The sequence below is a fragment of the Streptomyces sp. NPDC040718 genome (genome assembly GCF_055593565.1).
The window spans coordinates 116,040-132,162 of sequence record NZ_JBVIXO010000007.1 but is presented as its reverse complement, the minus strand read 5'-3'; the positions used below and the strand labels follow the sequence as shown (position 1 = coordinate 132,162).

The window sequence follows — 16,123 nt, the reverse complement described above, 5'->3', positions numbered from 1 at the left end:
GACAGGACTTGGGGGCATTCGGATGGCCGGATTCGCGCTCGGGGCGGAACAAGAGGAATGGTGCGGCCGGTTGCGCGCCCTCGCGCGCGAGCGGCTGCGTCCGCTCGCCGAGAAGGGCGAGCCCGGACGGGTGAACCGGCCCCTGCTCGCCGAGCTGGGGGAACTGGGCCTGCTGGAGCGGGTCTTCGGCTCCGGCGCGCTGGAGCTGTGCCTGCTGCGGGAGTCCCTCGCCTACGGCTGTACCGAGGCGGAGACGGCCCTCGCCCTCCAGGGGCTCGGGGCGCATCCGGTGCTCCGGTCGGGCAGCGCGGCCCAGCGGGAGCGGTGGCTGCCGGGGGTCCTGGCCGGCCGCCACGTGGCGGCCTTCGCGCTGAGCGAGCCCGGCGCCGGCTCCGACGCCGCGGCCCTCGCCCTGACGGCGGAGGCGGACGGGCCGGGCTGGCGGCTGGCGGGCACCAAGTGCTGGATCTCCAACGCCCCCGAGGCCGACTTCTACACCGTCTTCGCCCGTACGGGTGAGGCCGCGGGCGCGAAGGGCATCACGGCCTTCCTGGTCCCGGCGGACCGCCCGGGGCTGACCGGCGAGGCCCTGGAGATGCTCTCCCCGCACCCGATCGGCTCGCTCGCCTTCGACGGGGTACCCGTCGGCCGCGACGACGTACTGGGCGAGCCCGGACAGGGGTTCCGCGTCGCGATGGAGACCCTGAACCTCTTCCGGCCCAGCGTGGGCGCCTTCGCGGTCGGCATGGCGCGTGCCGCGCTCGACGCGGCCCTGGCCCACACGGCCGGCCGGACCGCCTTCGGCGGGGTGCTCGCCGACCTCCAGGCGGTCGCGCACCGCGTGGCGGAGATGGCCACCCGCACCGAGGCCGCCCGGCTGCTGGTGTACGCCGCGGCCGGGGCGTACGACAGCGGCGCGTCCGACGTCCCGCGCCGCGCCGCCATGGCCAAGCTCCTCGCCACGGAGACGGCCCAGTACGTGGTGGACCACGCCGTCCAGCTGCACGGCGCGGCCGCCCTGCGCCGGGGCCACCTGCTGGAGCACCTCTACCGGGAGGTGCGGGCGCCCAGGATCTACGAGGGGGCGAGCGAGGTGCAGCGCACCATCATCGCCAAGGAGCTCTACCGGGGGGTGGCCGCGCGATGAGCCCCGAACGCCTCAACCCGCCCGAGCTGTCCCCCGCCACCGGCTTCTCCCACGCGGTGTCGGCGACCGGCTCGCGGATCGTCTTCCTGGCCGGCCAGACCGCGCTGGACGGCTCCGGGAAAGTCGTCGGCGAGAGCCTGCCGGAGCAGTTCGAGCGCGCCCTGTCCAACCTGCTGACCGCCCTCGCCGCGGCCGGCGGCCACCCGTCCGACCTGGCCCGGGTGACGGTGTACGCGGTGGACGTGGAGGCCTACCGCGCGCACGCCGCCGAACTGGGCCGCGTCTGGCACCGCCTCGCGGGCCGCGACTACCCGGCGATGGCGGTCGTCGGGGTGGTCCGCCTGTGGGACACCGAGGCCCAGCTCGAACTGGACGGAATCGCGGTGCTCCCGTAGGGGGTCCTAGCCCTTCACCGCCCGGCGGCGGTACTCGTCGGTCGTGACCCCGCCCACGCCCCAGTCCTCCAGGGCGACTTCGTCGATGAGGACGAAGGTGGTGGCGGGGTCCTTGTCCAGGACCCTGACCAGCAGGTCGGTGACACCGGCGATGATCTCGGCCTTCTGGGCGGCCGTGGCTCCCTCGCGGGTGATCCTGACGTTCACGTACGGCATGGCGGAAGTCCTTCCGTCGGGGGCGGGCGGGGTCAGGGGCGGCCGGTGACGTGGCCGCCGTCCACGCGCAGCGCGTGGCCGGTGACGAAGTCGGCTCCCGCCAGGTACAGCACCGCCTCGGAGACCTCCGAGACCTCGCCGACCCGGTCCAGCAGGGCGAGACCGCCGAAGGAGTCCACGTCGGCGCCGGAGTGCAGCGGTGTGCGGACGATCCCCGGCGCCACCAGGTTGACGCGGATGCCGTCCGCCGCGAGTTCGGCGGCCAGGCTCGTCGTCAGGGCGTGCACGCCTGCCTTGCTGACGACCGGGGCGGTGGCCGGGAAGCCGGCGATCGCGTGGTCCACCAGCGTGGTGCCGATGTTGACGATGCTGCCGCCCCGGCCCTGGGCGCGCAGGGCCCGCACGACGGCCTGCGTGGTGAGGTAGGTGCCCTTGAGGTTGCCGGTGAGGAAGCCGTCGAGCTCCTCCCCGGTCACCTCGGTGAACGGCTTGGAGGCGAACGTGCCGGCGTTGTTGACCAGCACGTCGATGCGGCCGAAGCGCTCCAGCGCGGTGCGCACGAGCAGTTCGCCGGTCTCCGGCGCCGCGGTGGACCCCGCGGCCCACGCGGTCCGCCCGGGGTGTCCGAGGCCGGCCGCGGCCTTGGCGAGGCGGTCGCCGTCGCGGCCGTTCAGGACCACGTTGGCGCCGTCGGCCAGGAAGGCCCGGGCGATGTCGAGGCCGATGCCGCTGGAGGATCCGGTGATCAGGGCGGTGCGGCGGGTCGTGGTGTCGGTCATGTCTCCGGTGCCTTTCGGGAGGTTCGAGGTGACACCGGAAACGTATGATCCCTCAACCGATAACACCACGACGGAAATTGGAGCATGGGATAATCCACGGTTATGGATGTGGATCTGCGTGACCTGGAACTCCTCGACGCCACCGCCGAGACGGGCTCCCTGACCGCCGCCGCCGAGCGGCTCTACGTCAGCCAGCCCGCCCTCAGCCAGCGGCTGACCCGGCTGGAGGACCGCCTGGGGATGCGGCTGTTCGACCGGCGGGGCCGCCGCCTGGTGCCCAACGCGGCCGGCCGCCGGATGCTCGTCGCCGCCCACCGCATCCTCGGCGAGCTGGAGTCGGCCACCCGGGACCTGCGCGACCTCCGCGACGGCCGCGACCGGAGGGTGCGCTTCGCCGCCCAGTGCAGCACCACCTTCCCGTGGCTGCCGCCCGTGCTGCGCGCCTACCGTGAGCGGCAGCCGGACATCGAGGTGCGGATCATGACCGTCCCCGACGACGCCCCGATCCCGGCGCTGCTCGCCGACAGGGTCGACGTCGCGCTCGTCACGAAGCCGGACGCGCAGATGGACCGGGTGACCCTGACCCGGCTCTTCGAGGACGAGATGGTGGCGGTGGTGCCCGCCGGCCATCCCTGGGCGGGGCTCCCGTACCTGACCGCCGGCGACTTCGACGGCGTCGACCTGGTCCTCTACGACTTCTACGACCAGCGGCGCATCCCCGCGGAGCCGCTGCCGATCCCCGCCGGCGCCCGGCCCGGCCGGATCACCACGATGCCGGTGGTGACCGACCTGGTGGTGGAGATGGTGGCGGGCGGCCAGGGGGTGGCGGTGCTGCCCAATTGGACGGCCGCCCCCTACACGGCCTCGCACGGCCTGGCGCTGGTCCGGATGGGCGAACAGCCGCTGACCCGGACCTGGTTCTGCGCCACCCGGACGGGCCCCCACCCGCCCCACCTGGAGGGTTTCGTCGAGGAGCTCCTGACCCACCTCAAGGCCGAGGCCTGAGTCTTCAGGGCGTCCCGCTCAAGAAGTTCTGAACTGGTGTGCACCTAGGTCTTGTCAGTGCAATTTCACATTACTATGTTACAGCTCACACCGCGGCACGTTAATCCCCGTCAAACGCCGCGTGACGCAGGGCAGTTCGCACCTTTCCCCCACCTCCCTCCCAACAGGAGTCATCGGTGTTCCAGCACAGAGCTGTGCGTACGTCTCTCCTCGCCACCGCCGTCACGGTCACCCTCCTCGCCACCGCGGGCCAGGCCTCGACCCAGGCCGCCGAGCGCGCCGGCACCCCGGCCACCGCCTTCTCCGCCGGAGCCCAGGGTGCCGCCGCCACGGCGCCCAACCCCTTCGACGAGGTCGACCGCCTGGCCGACGCCAAGCCGCTCGTCCCGGCTCCCGCCCCGGCCCCCGGCGGCGGGGCCGTCACCGACGGCCGGGTGCCCGGCGCCGCCCCGGCCGTGCAGGCCCCGGGTTCCGCCGCGAGCGCCGAACGCGCGGAGAAGAACCGCAAGTCCGCCCAGGCCGCGCCCACCGCGAAGAGCGTCGCCGCCGGCGTCCCCTGCACCCTCGACGGGATCAAGAACCTCACCCCGGAGCAGTTCGCCGACTTCCTCGGCGACCAGGCCGTCACCGCCGACGGCTGTCTGCGCGGACTCATCTGGACCTGGGACGCCCGCCTGGCGCCCGTCATGTCCGACGCCCACGTCCAGGCCGTCTCCCGCCGGATATCCAGCCTGGCCGCCGCCCACGACGGCCGTAACTCCTCCCACCTGGAGGAGATGTTCACCTACCTGCACGCCGTCGCGTACCACGACTTCTCGCGCGACGAGATCGACGTCACCGACGCCCCCACCACCGCCGCGATACGCCAGGCCATCGACGACTTCGGCAACGCCGCGCGGACCTTCGAGGTCACCCCGACCAACGCCCGCACCCTGCGCGAGGCCCTCTACGCCGCAGGCCCGGGCCTGCGCCACCACCAGCTCGGCCTGATCAAGAAGGTCCTGGCCACCATGGACCCGGCGCACCCGGCCACGAACCTCGACGCCGGCTGGGCGGGCGCCGTCCTCGCCGCCCTCTCCACCAACTACCTGGGCGTCTACCCGGGCAACCAGGACACGGCCTTCCACGCGGCGGTCGCGGGGGACGCCTCGTACCGCGCCGCCTTCAAGGCCTTCGCCGACTACACCTACCTCAAGGGCACCGGCAACGCCTGGGTGGTGCGCGACGCCCTCAGCGAGTACGCCCGCTTCGGCCAGGTGGAGGGTCTCAGGGACCAGGTCGTCGCCGACCTCGGCGGCATGCTGGACCGCGTCAAGTCCGGCCACGGCAGCGAGGTCTGGGCGAAGATCGTCTCCTGGCTCAACTTCTACGGGGCCTGCAAGCCGTACGGGGTCTGCAAGGAGGACATCGAGAAGCAGATCTTCCCGTACACCTACAGCTACGACAACGGCGCCATCAAGGTCCGCACCGCCCTCGACAAGGCCACCGTCGACCAGCTCTACTACGCCAGCAAGCAGGTCAAGACGCAGTTCCACCGCGTGATAGGCACCGACCAGCCGCTCGCCGGGGACCCCAACAGCACCCTCAACATCGTGCTCTACGCCTCCCGCGCCGACTACGAGAACTACCACCCGATCCTGACCGGCTACGGCACCAACAACGGCGGCATCTACATCGAGAACGGCGCCACCTTCTACACCTACCAGCGCCGCGTCCCGCAGGACTCCTCCCTCACCCTGGAAGAGCTCTTCCGCCACGAGTACACGCACTACCTCAACGGCCGCTTCGCCGTCCCCGGCTTCTTCGGCCAGGGCCCCTGGTACGAGGGCGACCGCACGACCGCCATGGACGAGGGCACCGCCGAGTTCTTCGACGGCGCCACCCGCGACAACGGCATCGCCGTCCGCAAGTCCCTGGTCAAGAGCATCATCAGCGACACCGCCGGCGGCGGCCCCCGCATGACCGTCGAGCAGCTGCTCAACGCCACCTACGACGGCGACGGCTTCCGCTTCTACAGCTACGCGGGCACCTTCTTCGAGTTCCTGTGGACCGAGAAGCCCTCGCTGCTGCGCGAGATGTACGGGTACCTGCGCGCCAACGACGTCGCCGGGTACGACGCGTGGCGCCACCGCACGGGCGCGGACACCTACCTCCAGCGCGACTACAACCGCTTCCTGGACGCCCAGATCGCCAAGGTGGACCAGCTCTACGTCCCGAACACCGTCTTCACGCCGAACGGGCAGCTGCGCGATGCGGCGCTCGCGTCGGTGAAGTCCTCCTTCGCGGCGGCCACGTACAACACCCCCGACTGCGTGGAGAACGGCGACCCCGGCAAGCGCCGCTTCACCTGCACCGGCCGGATCACCGCGAACCTGAAGAACTGGCGCAGCGACGACCAGAACTTCAAGGACATGTCGGAGACGGTGGACTACTTCATCCTCGACCGGGCGGGCGCCGCCTCCAACAACCTGGCCGACATGAACTGCTCCTTCGGCCCGGTGGAGATCTGGGACAACAAGGCGGCGGCCACCTCCTCCTACAGCTGCGAAGGCCCGCTCCGCAGCTGACCCCGCGCCCGGCCGGCCCCGTGTCCGCACGGGGGGCGGGGCCGGCCGGGCCACCCTAGGCACTCTCAAAAGAATGTGACATATTACTGACCATGGACGTCGTGATCATTGGCGCCGGCGTCGTCGGAGCCGCGTGCGCGTACTACGCGAGCCGCTCCGGCCTCTCCGTGGCGGTGGTGGACCGCGGCCCCGTCGCGGGCGGCACCACCGGCGCGGGCGAAGGGAACCTGCTCGTCTCCGACAAGGAGGCGGGGCCCGAACTCGAACTGGCCCTCCTCTCGACGGAACTCTGGCGGACCCTCTCCGCCGAACTCCCGCACGCCATCGAGTACGAACCCAAGGGCGGCCTGGTCGTCGCCCCGGACGAAACCACCCTCAAGGCCCTGCGCCACTTCGCCGAGGGCCAGCGCGCCGCAGGGGTCCTCTCCACCGAGGTGGGCCCGGACGCCCTGCACGACCTGGAACCCCACCTGGCCCCGGGCCTGGCGGGCGGCTTCCACTACCCCCAGGACGCCCAGATCCAGCCGGCCCAGGCGGCGGCCCAGCTCCTCAAGGCGTCGGGCGCCGAGCTGTATCCGAACGAGGAGGTCGCCGGGTTCATCCAGGAGTCGGGAACGATCCGCGGTGTCCGCACAACCCACCGCACCCTCCACGCACCCGCCGTCGTCAACGCGGCGGGCACGTGGGCCGGAGCGGTCGCCGCCCTGGCCGGCACGCACCTTCCCGTCCTTCCCCGCAGGGGCTTCGTCCTGGTGACGGAACCCCTGCCCCGAGTGGTCCGCCACAAGGTCTACGCGGCCGACTACATCGCCGACGTGGCCAGCGACTCCGCGGCCCTGCAGTCCTCGGGGGTGGTGGAGGGCACCCCCTCCGGGCCGGTCCTCATCGGCGCCACCCGCGAACGCGTCGGCTTCGACCGGACCCTCTCCACCGAAGCCGTCCGCCGCCTGGCCGCCCAGGCAGCGGCCCTCTTCCCCTTCCTGGCGGACGTCCGCGTCATGCGCACCTACCACGGCTTCCGCCCGTACCTCCCGGACCACCTCCCGGCGATCGGCCCCGACCCCCGGGTGCCGGGCCTCTTCCACGCCTGCGGCCACGAGGGTGCGGGCATCGGCCTGGCCCCCGCAACGGGATCCCTGATCGCGGCCTCGCTCACCGGAGCCGAACCCCCGGCGTCCCTGCACCCGTTCCGCCCGGACCGCTTCCCGGAGGGGGCGGGGACGGGGTGGGGTGTCGTCCGGGACTGAAACGAGATGAATTCGGCGCGAGGCACCTCGCACAACCGGATCCGGATCGGGCGCCGAACATCGACGCCCGTCCCGGACGACACCCCACCCCGGCCCCGACCCCGACCCCTGCACCCCGCCCGGCCAGGGCAGACGCACCCCGCCCGGCCAGGGCAGACGCACCCCGCCCGGCCAGGGCAGACGCACCCCCGAGGAGACCCTGATGCGCAGCCCCCGCGAGCTGGTGGGCGGCAGCCCGGCGGCCACGTTCCCCCTGGCCTTCGACGGCCGCGAACTCCCCGCCCAGGAGGGCCAGTCCATCGCCGCCGTCCTCTGGGCGGCCGGCATCCTCGCCTGGCGCACCACCCGCGAGGCCGGCACCCCCCGCGGGGCCTTCTGCGGCATCGGCGCCTGCTACGACTGCCTCGTCACCGTCAACGGGCGCCCCAACCAGCGGGCCTGCCTCGTCCCCGCCCGCCCCGGAGACTCCGTCACCACCCAGGAAGGCACCGGCCATGCCGACCTCGCCGTCTGACAGCACCGCCCCGGACCAGACCGCCCCGGACCACACCGCCCCGACCGCCGACCTGGCAGTCATCGGCGCCGGCCCCGCCGGCCTGGCCGCGGCCGTCACCGCCGCCCGCCTCGGCCTGCGCGTCACCCTCCTCGACGCCGCCGACCGCCCCGGCGGCCAGTTCTACCGCCACCCCGCCCCCGGCCTCGGCGCCACCCGCCCCCAGGCCCTGCACCACGGCTGGCGCGCCTTCGCCACCCGCGAAGCCGCCCTCCGCGCGCACCAGGCGGCGGGCCGCATCACGTACCTCCCGGCCCACCACGTCTGGACGGTCGTTCCGGCCGGCACGGAATGGACCCTCCACGCGATCGCAGGCCACGGCCCCGACGAGACCCCCGCCGCCCTCCGCGCCCGCCACGTCCTCCTCGCCACCGGCGCCTACGAGCGCCAGCTGCCCTTCCCCGGCTGGACCCTCCCCGGAGTCGTCGGTGCCGGCGGCGCCCAGGCCATGCTGAAGAACAACCTCGTCCTGCCCGGCCGCCGCGTCGTCGTCGCCGGCTCCGGCCCCCTCCTCCTCGCCGTGGCCGGCTCCCTCGCCGCCGCCGGGGCCATCGTCCCCGCGGTCGTCGAGGCCGCCTCGTACACCGCCTACGCTCCCCAGGCCCCCGCCCTGCTCCGCAACCCCGCCAAGCTCGCCGAAGGCGCCACGTACGGCGGCGCCCTGCTGCGCCACGGCATCCGCCTGCTCACCCGGCACGCCGTCACCGAGGCGCACGGCACCACCCGGGTCGAGGCCGTCACCATCGCCCGCCTCGACGGCGACTGGCGCCCGCTGCCCGGTACCGCCCGCCGGATCCCCTGCGACGCCCTCGCGGTGGGCCACGGGCTGGTGCCCCAGCTGGAGCTGGCCACCGGCCTCGGCTGCGCCACCCGCTCCGCCGCCGACGGCACGGCCGCCCTCGACGTGGACGCGGAGCAGCGGACCTCCGTCCCCGGCATCTGGTCCGCCGGCGAGACGGGCGGTATCGGCGGCGCCGAACTGGCCCTCGCCGAGGGGGAGATCGCCGCCCACGCGATCGCCGCCCGGGTGTTCGCCACCCGACCCCCCGCCGGACGTCCCGCGTCGGCCTCCGCCCCCGCCGCCCTCATCCGGCGACGCGCCCGGCTGCGCGCCTTCGCCGACGCGATGGCCGCCGCCCACCGGCCGGGCTCCGGCTGGACCGGCTGGCTGCGGGAGGAGACGGACGTGTGCCGCTGCGAGGAGGTCCCGGCGGGCCGCATCCGCGAGGCGGTGGAGGAACTCGGCGCGCGGGACGCCCGTACCGTCAAGCTGCTCACCCGGGCCGGAATGGGCTGGTGCCAGGGCCGGATGTGCGGTCCGGCCGTGGCGGCGCTGGCGGGTTCGGACCCGGCGGCGGACCGCCGCCCCCTGTCCTGCCCGGTCCCGCTGCGCCTCCTCGCCGCCCTGGAGCAGCCGGCTCCGCAGCAGCAGTCCCCGGACGCCGAACTTCCCGCCCACGGCCGCTGATCGGGTCCGCCCTGACCCTTGTGGCCACCTCACACCCACTAGTAAAATGTCACACACCACACTAGGGAGTCTCCTCATGAACCACGCGCCCATCCCCGCGACCGGCGTCGACACCCGCACCCGCCCCTGGCACGGCATCATGGTCGCCACCGCCCTGCCCCTGCGCGCGGACCTCACCGTCGACTACGACGCCTACGCCGAACACGTCGCCTGGCTCATCGCCAACGGCTGCGACGGCGTCGTCCCCAACGGCTCCCTCGGCGAGTACCAGACCCTCACCGACGAGGAGCGGGCCCGCGTCGTCCGCACCGCCGTCGAAGCCGCGGGCGACGGCGCCCGCGTGATGCCCGGCGTGGCCGCGTACGGCAGCGCCGAGGCGCGCCGCTGGGCCGACCAGGCCGCCGAGGCCGGCGCGGGCTCCGTCCTGCTCCTGCCCCCCAACGCCTTCCGGGCCGACGACGAGACCGTGCGCGCCCACTACGCGGAGGTCGCCCGGTCGGGCCTGCCGGTGGTCGCGTACAACAACCCGTACGACACCAAGGTGGACCTGACCCCCTCCCTCCTCGCCCGCCTGCACGCCGACGGCAGCATCGTCGCCGTCAAGGAGTTCAGCGGCGACGTCCGCCGGGCGTACGAGATCGCGGAACTCGCACCCGGCCTCGACCTGCTCATCGGCGCCGACGACGTCCTGCTCGAACTCGCCCTCGCCGGGGCCGTCGGCTGGATCGCCGGCTACCCGAACGCCCTGCCGCAGTCCTGCGCCACCCTGTACCGGGCCGCCGTGGCCGGCGACCTCGCCACCGCCCTGCCGCTCTACAAGTCCCTGCACTCCCTGCTGCGCTGGGACTCCAAGACCGAGTTCGTCCAGGCCATCAAGCTCTCGATGGACCTCGCCGGACGCCCCGGCGGCGGCACCCGCCCCCCGCGCTTCCCGCTCACCGGGGAGATCGAGGCCGCCGTGCGCGCCGCCACCGAGAAGGCCCTCGCCGAAGGCCTCAACTAGTCCCAGGGGGGACCGCACATGCGCACGCGCCACATCTACCACGCCGTGGACTCCCACACGGAGGGCATGCCCACCCGGGTGATCACCGGGGGTGTCGGGGTGATCCCCGGCGCCACCATGGCCGAGAAGCGGCTCCACTTCATGGAGCACATGGACCACGTCCGCACCCTGCTGATGTACGAGCCGCGCGGCCACGCGGCGATGAGCGGTGCGATCCTGCAGCCCCCCACCCGGCCCGACGCCGACTTCGGCGTGCTGTACATCGAGGTGTCGGGCCTGCTGCCGATGTGCGGGCACGGGACGATCGGGGTGGCCACGGTCCTGGTCGAGACCGGCATGGTCCCGGCCGTCGAGCCGGTCACGACGGTCCGGCTCGACACTCCGGCCGGACTGGTGAGCGTCGACGTACGCGTCGAGGACGGCGCGGCCACCGCCGTCACCTTCACCAACGTCCCGTCCTTCTGCGTGGGCCTCGACCTGAAGGCCGAGGTGCCGGGCTTCGGCACGGTCACCTACGACCTCGCCTACGGCGGCAACTTCTACGCCTTCGTCGAACTCGACGCCCTCGGGCTCCCCTTCGACCGGGCCCGCAAGGACGACCTGGTCGCCGCCGGACTCGCGGTCATGGACGCGGTCAACGCCTCCGCGGACCGCCCCGTCCACCCCGAGAACCCCTCCATCGCCGGGATCAAGCACGTCTACCTCGCCGCCCCCGGCTCCGACGCCCGCCGCTCCCGGCACGCCATGGCCATCCACCCCGGCTGGTTCGACCGCTCGCCCTGCGGTACGGGGACCAGTGCGCGCATGGCCCAGCTGCACGCCCGGGGGCTGCTGCCGCTCGGCACGGACTTCGTCAACGAGTCCTTCATCGGCACCGAGTTCACCGGCCGGCTCGTCGGGGAGACCACCGCCGGAGGCAGGCCGGCCGTGGTCCCCACCGTCACCGGGCGGGCCTGGATCACCGGCACCGCCCAGTACTTCCTCGACCCGACCGACCCCTTCCCCGGAGGGTTCCTGCTGTGACCACCGTCCGCACCACCGACTACCACACGGCGGGGGAGCCCTTCCGCATCGTCGACACCACCTCCGGCGGGCTGCCCCCCGTCCCCGGCGACACCGTCGCCGAGCGCTGTGCCACCGCCATCGGCCCCGGGGGCTCCGGCACCATGCCGCGCCGCAGCCCCCTGGACGAGGTACGGCGCCTGCTGGTGCAGGAGCCGCGCGGGCACGCCGGGATGTACGGCGGGTTCGTGGTGCCCCCGGACGACGACGGGGCCCACCTCGGGGTGCTGTTCTGGCACAAGGACGGTTACTCCACCGCCTGCGGCCACGGCACCATGGCGCTCGGCGCCTGGGCCGTGGACACGGGCCGCGTCGCGGCGCCCGACGACGGGGACGCCCAGGTGCGCATCGACGTGCCGTCGGGCCGGGTCGCCGCCACCGTCCACCGGTCCGGGGGCCGCACCACCGGGGTCACCTTCCGCAACGTCCCGGCCCGGGTGGCCGCCCGCAAGGTCCCGGTGGCCACCACCCTCGGCCTCGCGGAGGTGGACATCGCCCACGCCGGGGCCTGCTACGCGTCCGCCGCCGCGCGGGACCTCGGCCTGGAGGTGACCCGCGCCGCCCTGCCCGAACTCGTACGCGCCGGACGGGAGATCCGCGCCGCCCTCGCCACCCACCCGGCGACCTGGCACCCGGGCGGCCCGCTCCTCTCCGGGGTCTACGGGGTGGTGCTGTACGAGGAGCTGCCCGACACCCCCTTCGGGCCGCACCAGCGCAACGTCACCGTCTTCGCCGACGGGCAGGTCGACCGCTCGCCCTGCGGCTCCGGCAGCTCCGCCCGGCTCGCGCTGCTGGCGGAGGACGGCCGGCTCGCGGCGGGGGAGGACCTGCTGCACGAGTCGGTGACCGGCACGGTCTTCACCGGACGGATCCTCGCGGACGGGGTCACCGAGGTCACCGGGACCGCCTACCGCACCGGCGAGCACGCGTTCACCGCCGACCCGTACGACGCCCTCGGCGCGGGTTTCCTGCTGTGACGGGCCTCCCCGCGACGGGCCTGCTCCAGCTGGACGCCCGTGAGACGGCGGGCCTGCTCACCACCGCGCGGGCCGCCGACGCCCTGGAGGCCGCCCTGCGCGCCGGCCTGGACCCGGAGGCCTGCCCGCAGCGCACCAGCGTGCCCGCGCCCGGCGGCGAACTGCTGCTCATGCCGGCCGCGTCGGGCGCTTACGCCGGGGTGAAGGTCGCCGGGGTGGCCCCGGGCAATCCGGCGCGGGGACTGCCCCGGATCACCGGCAGCTACCTCCTGCTGGACGGGCCCACCCTGCGCCCGCTGGCCCTCCTGGAGGGCGCGGCCCTGACCGCCCTGCGCACCCCGGCGGTCTCCGCGCTCGCCCTGCGGTACCTGACCGCCCCCGGACGCCCGCTGCGGCTGGTGCTGTTCGGCTCGGGACCGCAGGCGTACGGGCACCTCGAAGCGGTGCTGGAACTGCGGGACCTGGCCGGGGCGGTGGTGGTGGCCCGCGACCCGGGCCGCGCGGAGAAGCTGGCCGCGCACGCCAGGGACCTGGGGGTCCCGGCCCGCACGGGCACGCCCGCCGACGTGGCCGGCGCCGATCTGGTCCTGTGCTGCACCACCGCCCGCGAGCCGCTCTTCGACGGGCGGCTGGTCGCCCCGGGAGCGGTGGTCGTCGCCGTCGGCTCGCACGAGCCGGACGCGCGGGAGACCGACACCGCCCTCGTGCGACGCGCGGCGGTGTACGTGGAGTCGCGGGCGGCGGCGCTGCGGGAGGCGGGGGACCTGCTGGTGCCGGAGGCCGAGGGGGCGATCGGGCCCGGTCATATCGCCGGCACCCTCGCCGACCTGGTCGCGGGACGCAGTTCCACGGGCGGGAGGCCGAGTTGTCCACAGCTCTTCAAGAGCGTGGGCATGGCCTGGGAAGATCTTGCCGTCGCGGTGGCGATCTACCACGCGACCGGAGCGAGCAGCGAAACGTGACATTGTACGCTGTTCCTCCGCACGTCGGTGGTGTGCGGGGTCTCGGAGGAAGAGCAATGGGTGACCTGAAGCAGCACAGTCTCATCAAGGCCCAGGAGCGGCTGCGCGACCAGGTCGGCCATGCCCTGCGCGCCGCGCTGATAGCGGGCGAGCTGCGCCCCGGCAGCGTCTACTCGGCCCCGGGCCTCGCCGCCGAGCTCGGGGTCTCGGCCACCCCGGTCCGCGAGGCCATGCTGGACCTCGCCCGCGAGGGCCTGGTGGAGCCGGTCCGCAACAAGGGCTTCCGGATCACCGAGGTCAGCGAGCGCGACCTCGACCAGTACACCGAGCTGCGCACGATGATCGAGGTCCCGACCGTCGGCCGGGTCACCAGGATGGCCACGGCGGAGCAGCTGGAGCAGCTGCGCCCCGTCGCCGAGGAGATCGTCAGCAGCGCCCGCGAGCACAACCTCATCGGCTACCTGGAGGCCGACCGCCGCTTCCACCTGGGACTGCTCGCCCTCGCGGGCAACGAGCGCCTGGTCGAGACCGTCGGCGACCTGCGCAAGCGCTCCCGGCTGTACGGCCTGACGGGCCTGGACGAGGCCGGCAAGCTGGTCTCCTCCGCCGAGGAGCACATCGAGCTGCTCGACCTGATGATCGCCGGTGACGCGGAGGCGGCCGAGGCCTGCATGCAGCGCCACCTGGGTCACGTCCGCTCCCTCTGGGCGCAGGGCCGCGACGAGCCCGTGGGCCGCCCCCAGGGCCGCCTCGGCTCGGGCCTCTGACCCCGGTCCGGCTCCCGAGCCCGCGCCGGCCGGGCTGATCCCCGTACCCCGTACGCCCTTTGGGCCCGGACCTTCTGGTCCGGGCCCAACTCGCGTTTCCCGCACCGGTTTTGGACACGGCTGGATAACGGCGGCGGCAACCTCTTGTCAGTACAATTTCACATTACTATGTTACCGGTCACACCCTAAAGCGCGGCCCTTCCCTGGAGTGACCCATGACCAAGCGCACCCAGCTCACCCTCGCCACCGCCTTGGTGGCGACGCTCGTACTCGGCGCCTCGGGCTGCTCCGACACCAAGAAGGGCCCCGCGGCCGCAGGCGCGTCCAACCCCGCCGCGGCCAACGACGGGAAGGTCCTCGGCGGCACCCCCGCCAAGGGCGGCACCCTCACCGTCCTGTCCAACCAGGACTTCTCCCACCTCGACCCGGCCCGCAACTGGACGCTGCCGACCATCGACTTCGGCACCCGGCTGCTCTACCGCACGCTCGTCACCTTCAAGGCCGAGCCCGGCAAGGCCGGCAGCGAACTGGTCCCCGACCTCGCCACCGACCTGGGCACCCCCTCCAACGGGGGCCGCACCTGGACCTTCACCCTCAAGGAGGGCCTGAAGTACGAGGACGGCAGCCCCATCAAGGCGCAGGACGTCAAGTACAACGTCGAGCGCTCCTTCGCCCCCGACCTCACCGGCGGCCCCGACTACGCCGCCCAGTACCTGGCCGGCGCCGACGGCTACAAGGGCCCCCTCCAGGGACAGCACCTCGACTCCGTCAAGACCCCCGACGACCGGACGATCGTCTTCGAGCTCAAGCGCCCCGTCGCCGAGTTCTCCGCGACCGCCACCCTGCCGACCTTCGCGCCCGTCCCCCAGTCCCAGGAGAAGGGCACCCAGTACGACGCCCGCCCCTTCTCCTCCGGCCCGTACAAGATCGAGACGTACGACCGCGACAAGAAGCTCGTCCTCGTCCGCAACGAGCACTGGGACCCCAAGACCGACACCGTCCGCAAGGCCTACCCGGACAAGTTCGTGGTCGTCATGGGCCTCAAGCCCGGCCAGGTCGACGACCGGATCATCGCCGGCGACGGCGCCGACGCCTCCGCCGTCGAGTACCAGGACATGAGGCCCGAGAGCGCCCCCAAGGTGCTGCCCAAGCCCGACATCAAGTCGCGGCTGCTCGCCGAGTCCCAGGGCTGTACCGAGATGCTCCACCTGAACAACTCCCGCGCCCCCTTCAACGACCCCAAGGTCCGCGAGGCCATGCAGTACGCCGTCGACAAGGAGGCCGTGGTCACGGCCGGCGGCGGGCCCGCCCTCAACGAGGTCGCCACCGCCTACCTGCCCCCGGCCCTGACCGGCGGCAAGCAGGCCGACACCCTCAAGATCGCCCCGTCCGGCGACCCCGCCAAGGCCAAGGAGCTCCTCAAGGCCGCCGGCAAGGAGAACCTGAAGGTCTCCCTGTCCGTCTCCACCGGCGACAAGGGCAAGGCCGAGGCCATCCAGCAGGGCCTGTCCCGCGCCGGGGTGCAGGTCGTCATCGACACCGTCGACCCCGGCGCCTACTACGACGTCATCGGCGACCTCTCCACCACGCCCGACATGACCCTCACCGGCTGGTGCCCCGACTACCCCTCCGGCTCCACCTGGATCCCCTTCGTCTTCGACGGACGCACCGTCAAGGACAAGGGCAACCAGGGCAACTACTCCCAGTTCCGCGACGAGGCCACCATGAAGCGGATCGACGAGATCAACGCCATGGCCGACGCCAAGCAGGCCAACCAGGCCTGGATCGACCTCGACGCCGAGATCATGAAGAAGTCCCCGTCCATCCCGGTCCTGCTGGAGCGCAAGCCGCTGCTCATCGGCACCAACATCGCCGGCGCCTACGGCCACCCCGTCTGGACCGGCACCATCGACTACGGGACCGTCGGCCTCAAGGACCCGTCGAAGAGCCAGGGCTGAGGAAGCCCGAGGCCCCG

The 16,123-nt window shown here is 73.3% G+C and carries 15 protein-coding genes; 13 read left to right on the top strand and 2 right to left on the bottom strand.

Translation table 11 applies throughout. The annotated features are described in order from the left end of the window. The first annotated feature begins 22 nt into the window (after positions 1–22). Complete coding sequence (locus ACZ597_RS19800) at positions 23–1,147, top strand: acyl-CoA dehydrogenase family protein (RefSeq protein ID WP_471331654.1); 1,125 nt, start codon at positions 23–25, stop codon at positions 1,145–1,147. After that, positions 1,144–1,542 carry a RidA family protein gene (locus tag ACZ597_RS19795; protein WP_471331651.1) on the top strand — a complete coding sequence of 133 codons (399 nt, stop codon included), beginning with the start codon at positions 1,144–1,146 and terminating at the stop codon, positions 1,540–1,542. The genes ACZ597_RS19800 and ACZ597_RS19795 overlap by 4 nt, the downstream gene beginning before the upstream one ends. A gap of 6 nt (positions 1,543–1,548) precedes the next feature. Here ACZ597_RS19795 and ACZ597_RS19790 read toward each other — a convergent pair whose 3' ends face one another. Beyond that, positions 1,549–1,758 (bottom strand): tautomerase family protein, encoded by a 210-nt coding sequence (locus ACZ597_RS19790; protein ID WP_386270637.1) that lies wholly within the window; start codon positions 1,756–1,758, stop codon positions 1,549–1,551. 32 nt (positions 1,759–1,790) lie between these two features. After that, positions 1,791–2,537 (bottom strand): SDR family NAD(P)-dependent oxidoreductase, encoded by a 747-nt coding sequence (locus ACZ597_RS19785; RefSeq protein WP_471331648.1) that lies wholly within the window; start codon positions 2,535–2,537, stop codon positions 1,791–1,793. A 102-nt stretch (positions 2,538–2,639) separates the two neighbouring features. Between ACZ597_RS19785 and ACZ597_RS19780 the strand changes: the two genes are divergently transcribed. From ACZ597_RS19780 to ACZ597_RS19730, 11 genes are all read left to right on the top strand, one after another. Continuing rightward, positions 2,640–3,542, top strand: coding sequence for a LysR family transcriptional regulator (locus ACZ597_RS19780; protein WP_471331645.1), 903 nt, complete (start codon positions 2,640–2,642; stop codon positions 3,540–3,542). A 176-nt stretch (positions 3,543–3,718) separates the two neighbouring features. Further along, positions 3,719–6,109, top strand: a complete 2,391-nt coding sequence (locus tag ACZ597_RS19775; RefSeq protein WP_471331642.1) for a collagenase — start codon at positions 3,719–3,721, stop codon at positions 6,107–6,109. A gap of 92 nt (positions 6,110–6,201) precedes the next feature. Continuing rightward, the gene (locus tag ACZ597_RS19770; protein WP_471331639.1) at positions 6,202–7,356 is read left to right on the top strand and encodes an NAD(P)/FAD-dependent oxidoreductase; all 1,155 of its coding nucleotides are present in this window, start codon (positions 6,202–6,204) and stop codon (positions 7,354–7,356) included. Between the two features lie 202 nt (positions 7,357–7,558). Next, positions 7,559–7,870 (top strand): (2Fe-2S)-binding protein, encoded by a 312-nt coding sequence (locus tag ACZ597_RS19765; protein ID WP_471331636.1) that lies wholly within the window; start codon positions 7,559–7,561, stop codon positions 7,868–7,870. Next, complete coding sequence (locus tag ACZ597_RS19760; protein WP_471331634.1) at positions 7,851–9,377, top strand: FAD/NAD(P)-dependent oxidoreductase; 1,527 nt, start codon at positions 7,851–7,853, stop codon at positions 9,375–9,377. Before ACZ597_RS19765 ends, ACZ597_RS19760 begins: the two co-directional genes overlap by 20 nt. 76 nt (positions 9,378–9,453) lie before the next feature. After that, positions 9,454–10,380, top strand: a complete 927-nt coding sequence (locus tag ACZ597_RS19755; protein ID WP_471331631.1) for a dihydrodipicolinate synthase family protein — start codon at positions 9,454–9,456, stop codon at positions 10,378–10,380. Positions 10,381–10,398: 18 nt separating this feature from the next. Then, positions 10,399–11,403, top strand: a complete 1,005-nt coding sequence (locus ACZ597_RS19750) for a proline racemase family protein (RefSeq protein WP_471331628.1) — start codon at positions 10,399–10,401, stop codon at positions 11,401–11,403. Beyond that, on the top strand, positions 11,400–12,419 hold the full coding sequence (locus tag ACZ597_RS19745; protein ID WP_471331625.1) for a proline racemase family protein: 1,020 nt from the start codon (positions 11,400–11,402) through the stop codon (positions 12,417–12,419). The genes ACZ597_RS19750 and ACZ597_RS19745 overlap by 4 nt, the downstream gene beginning before the upstream one ends. Continuing rightward, a complete protein-coding gene (locus ACZ597_RS19740) occupies positions 12,416–13,381 on the top strand; it encodes an ornithine cyclodeaminase family protein (RefSeq protein ID WP_471331624.1) in 966 nt (321 codons plus the stop codon). The genes ACZ597_RS19745 and ACZ597_RS19740 overlap by 4 nt, the downstream gene beginning before the upstream one ends. Before the next feature lie 56 nt (positions 13,382–13,437). Further along, the gene (locus tag ACZ597_RS19735) at positions 13,438–14,148 is read left to right on the top strand and encodes a GntR family transcriptional regulator (protein ID WP_470970975.1); all 711 of its coding nucleotides are present in this window, start codon (positions 13,438–13,440) and stop codon (positions 14,146–14,148) included. 215 nt (positions 14,149–14,363) lie between these two features. Further along, positions 14,364–16,106 (top strand): ABC transporter substrate-binding protein, encoded by a 1,743-nt coding sequence (locus tag ACZ597_RS19730; protein WP_471331621.1) that lies wholly within the window; start codon positions 14,364–14,366, stop codon positions 16,104–16,106. The last annotated feature ends 17 nt before the right edge of the window (positions 16,107–16,123 follow it).

What these genes read in the sequence shown, in the direction of transcription:
- ACZ597_RS19765 (WP_471331636.1), top strand. Translation starts at nt 7,559, where the DNA reads ATGCGCAGCCCCCGCGAGCTGGTGGGCGGCAGCCCGGCGGCCACGTTC.
- ACZ597_RS19735 (WP_470970975.1), top strand. Translation starts at nt 13,438, where the DNA reads ATGGGTGACCTGAAGCAGCACAGTCTCATCAAGGCCCAGGAGCGGCTG.
- ACZ597_RS19795 (WP_471331651.1), top strand. Translation starts at nt 1,144, where the DNA reads ATGAGCCCCGAACGCCTCAACCCGCCCGAGCTGTCCCCCGCCACCGGC.
- ACZ597_RS19750 (WP_471331628.1), top strand. Translation starts at nt 10,399, where the DNA reads ATGCGCACGCGCCACATCTACCACGCCGTGGACTCCCACACGGAGGGC.
- ACZ597_RS19770 (WP_471331639.1), top strand. Translation starts at nt 6,202, where the DNA reads ATGGACGTCGTGATCATTGGCGCCGGCGTCGTCGGAGCCGCGTGCGCG.
- ACZ597_RS19780 (WP_471331645.1), top strand. Translation starts at nt 2,640, where the DNA reads ATGGATGTGGATCTGCGTGACCTGGAACTCCTCGACGCCACCGCCGAG.
- ACZ597_RS19800 (WP_471331654.1), top strand. Translation starts at nt 23, where the DNA reads ATGGCCGGATTCGCGCTCGGGGCGGAACAAGAGGAATGGTGCGGCCGG.
- ACZ597_RS19755 (WP_471331631.1), top strand. Translation starts at nt 9,454, where the DNA reads ATGAACCACGCGCCCATCCCCGCGACCGGCGTCGACACCCGCACCCGC.
- ACZ597_RS19785 (WP_471331648.1), bottom strand. Translation starts at nt 2,537, where the DNA reads ATGACCGACACCACGACCCGCCGCACCGCCCTGATCACCGGATCCTCC.
- ACZ597_RS19760 (WP_471331634.1), top strand. Translation starts at nt 7,851, where the DNA reads ATGCCGACCTCGCCGTCTGACAGCACCGCCCCGGACCAGACCGCCCCG.
- ACZ597_RS19730 (WP_471331621.1), top strand. Translation starts at nt 14,364, where the DNA reads ATGACCAAGCGCACCCAGCTCACCCTCGCCACCGCCTTGGTGGCGACG.
- ACZ597_RS19790 (WP_386270637.1), bottom strand. Translation starts at nt 1,758, where the DNA reads ATGCCGTACGTGAACGTCAGGATCACCCGCGAGGGAGCCACGGCCGCC.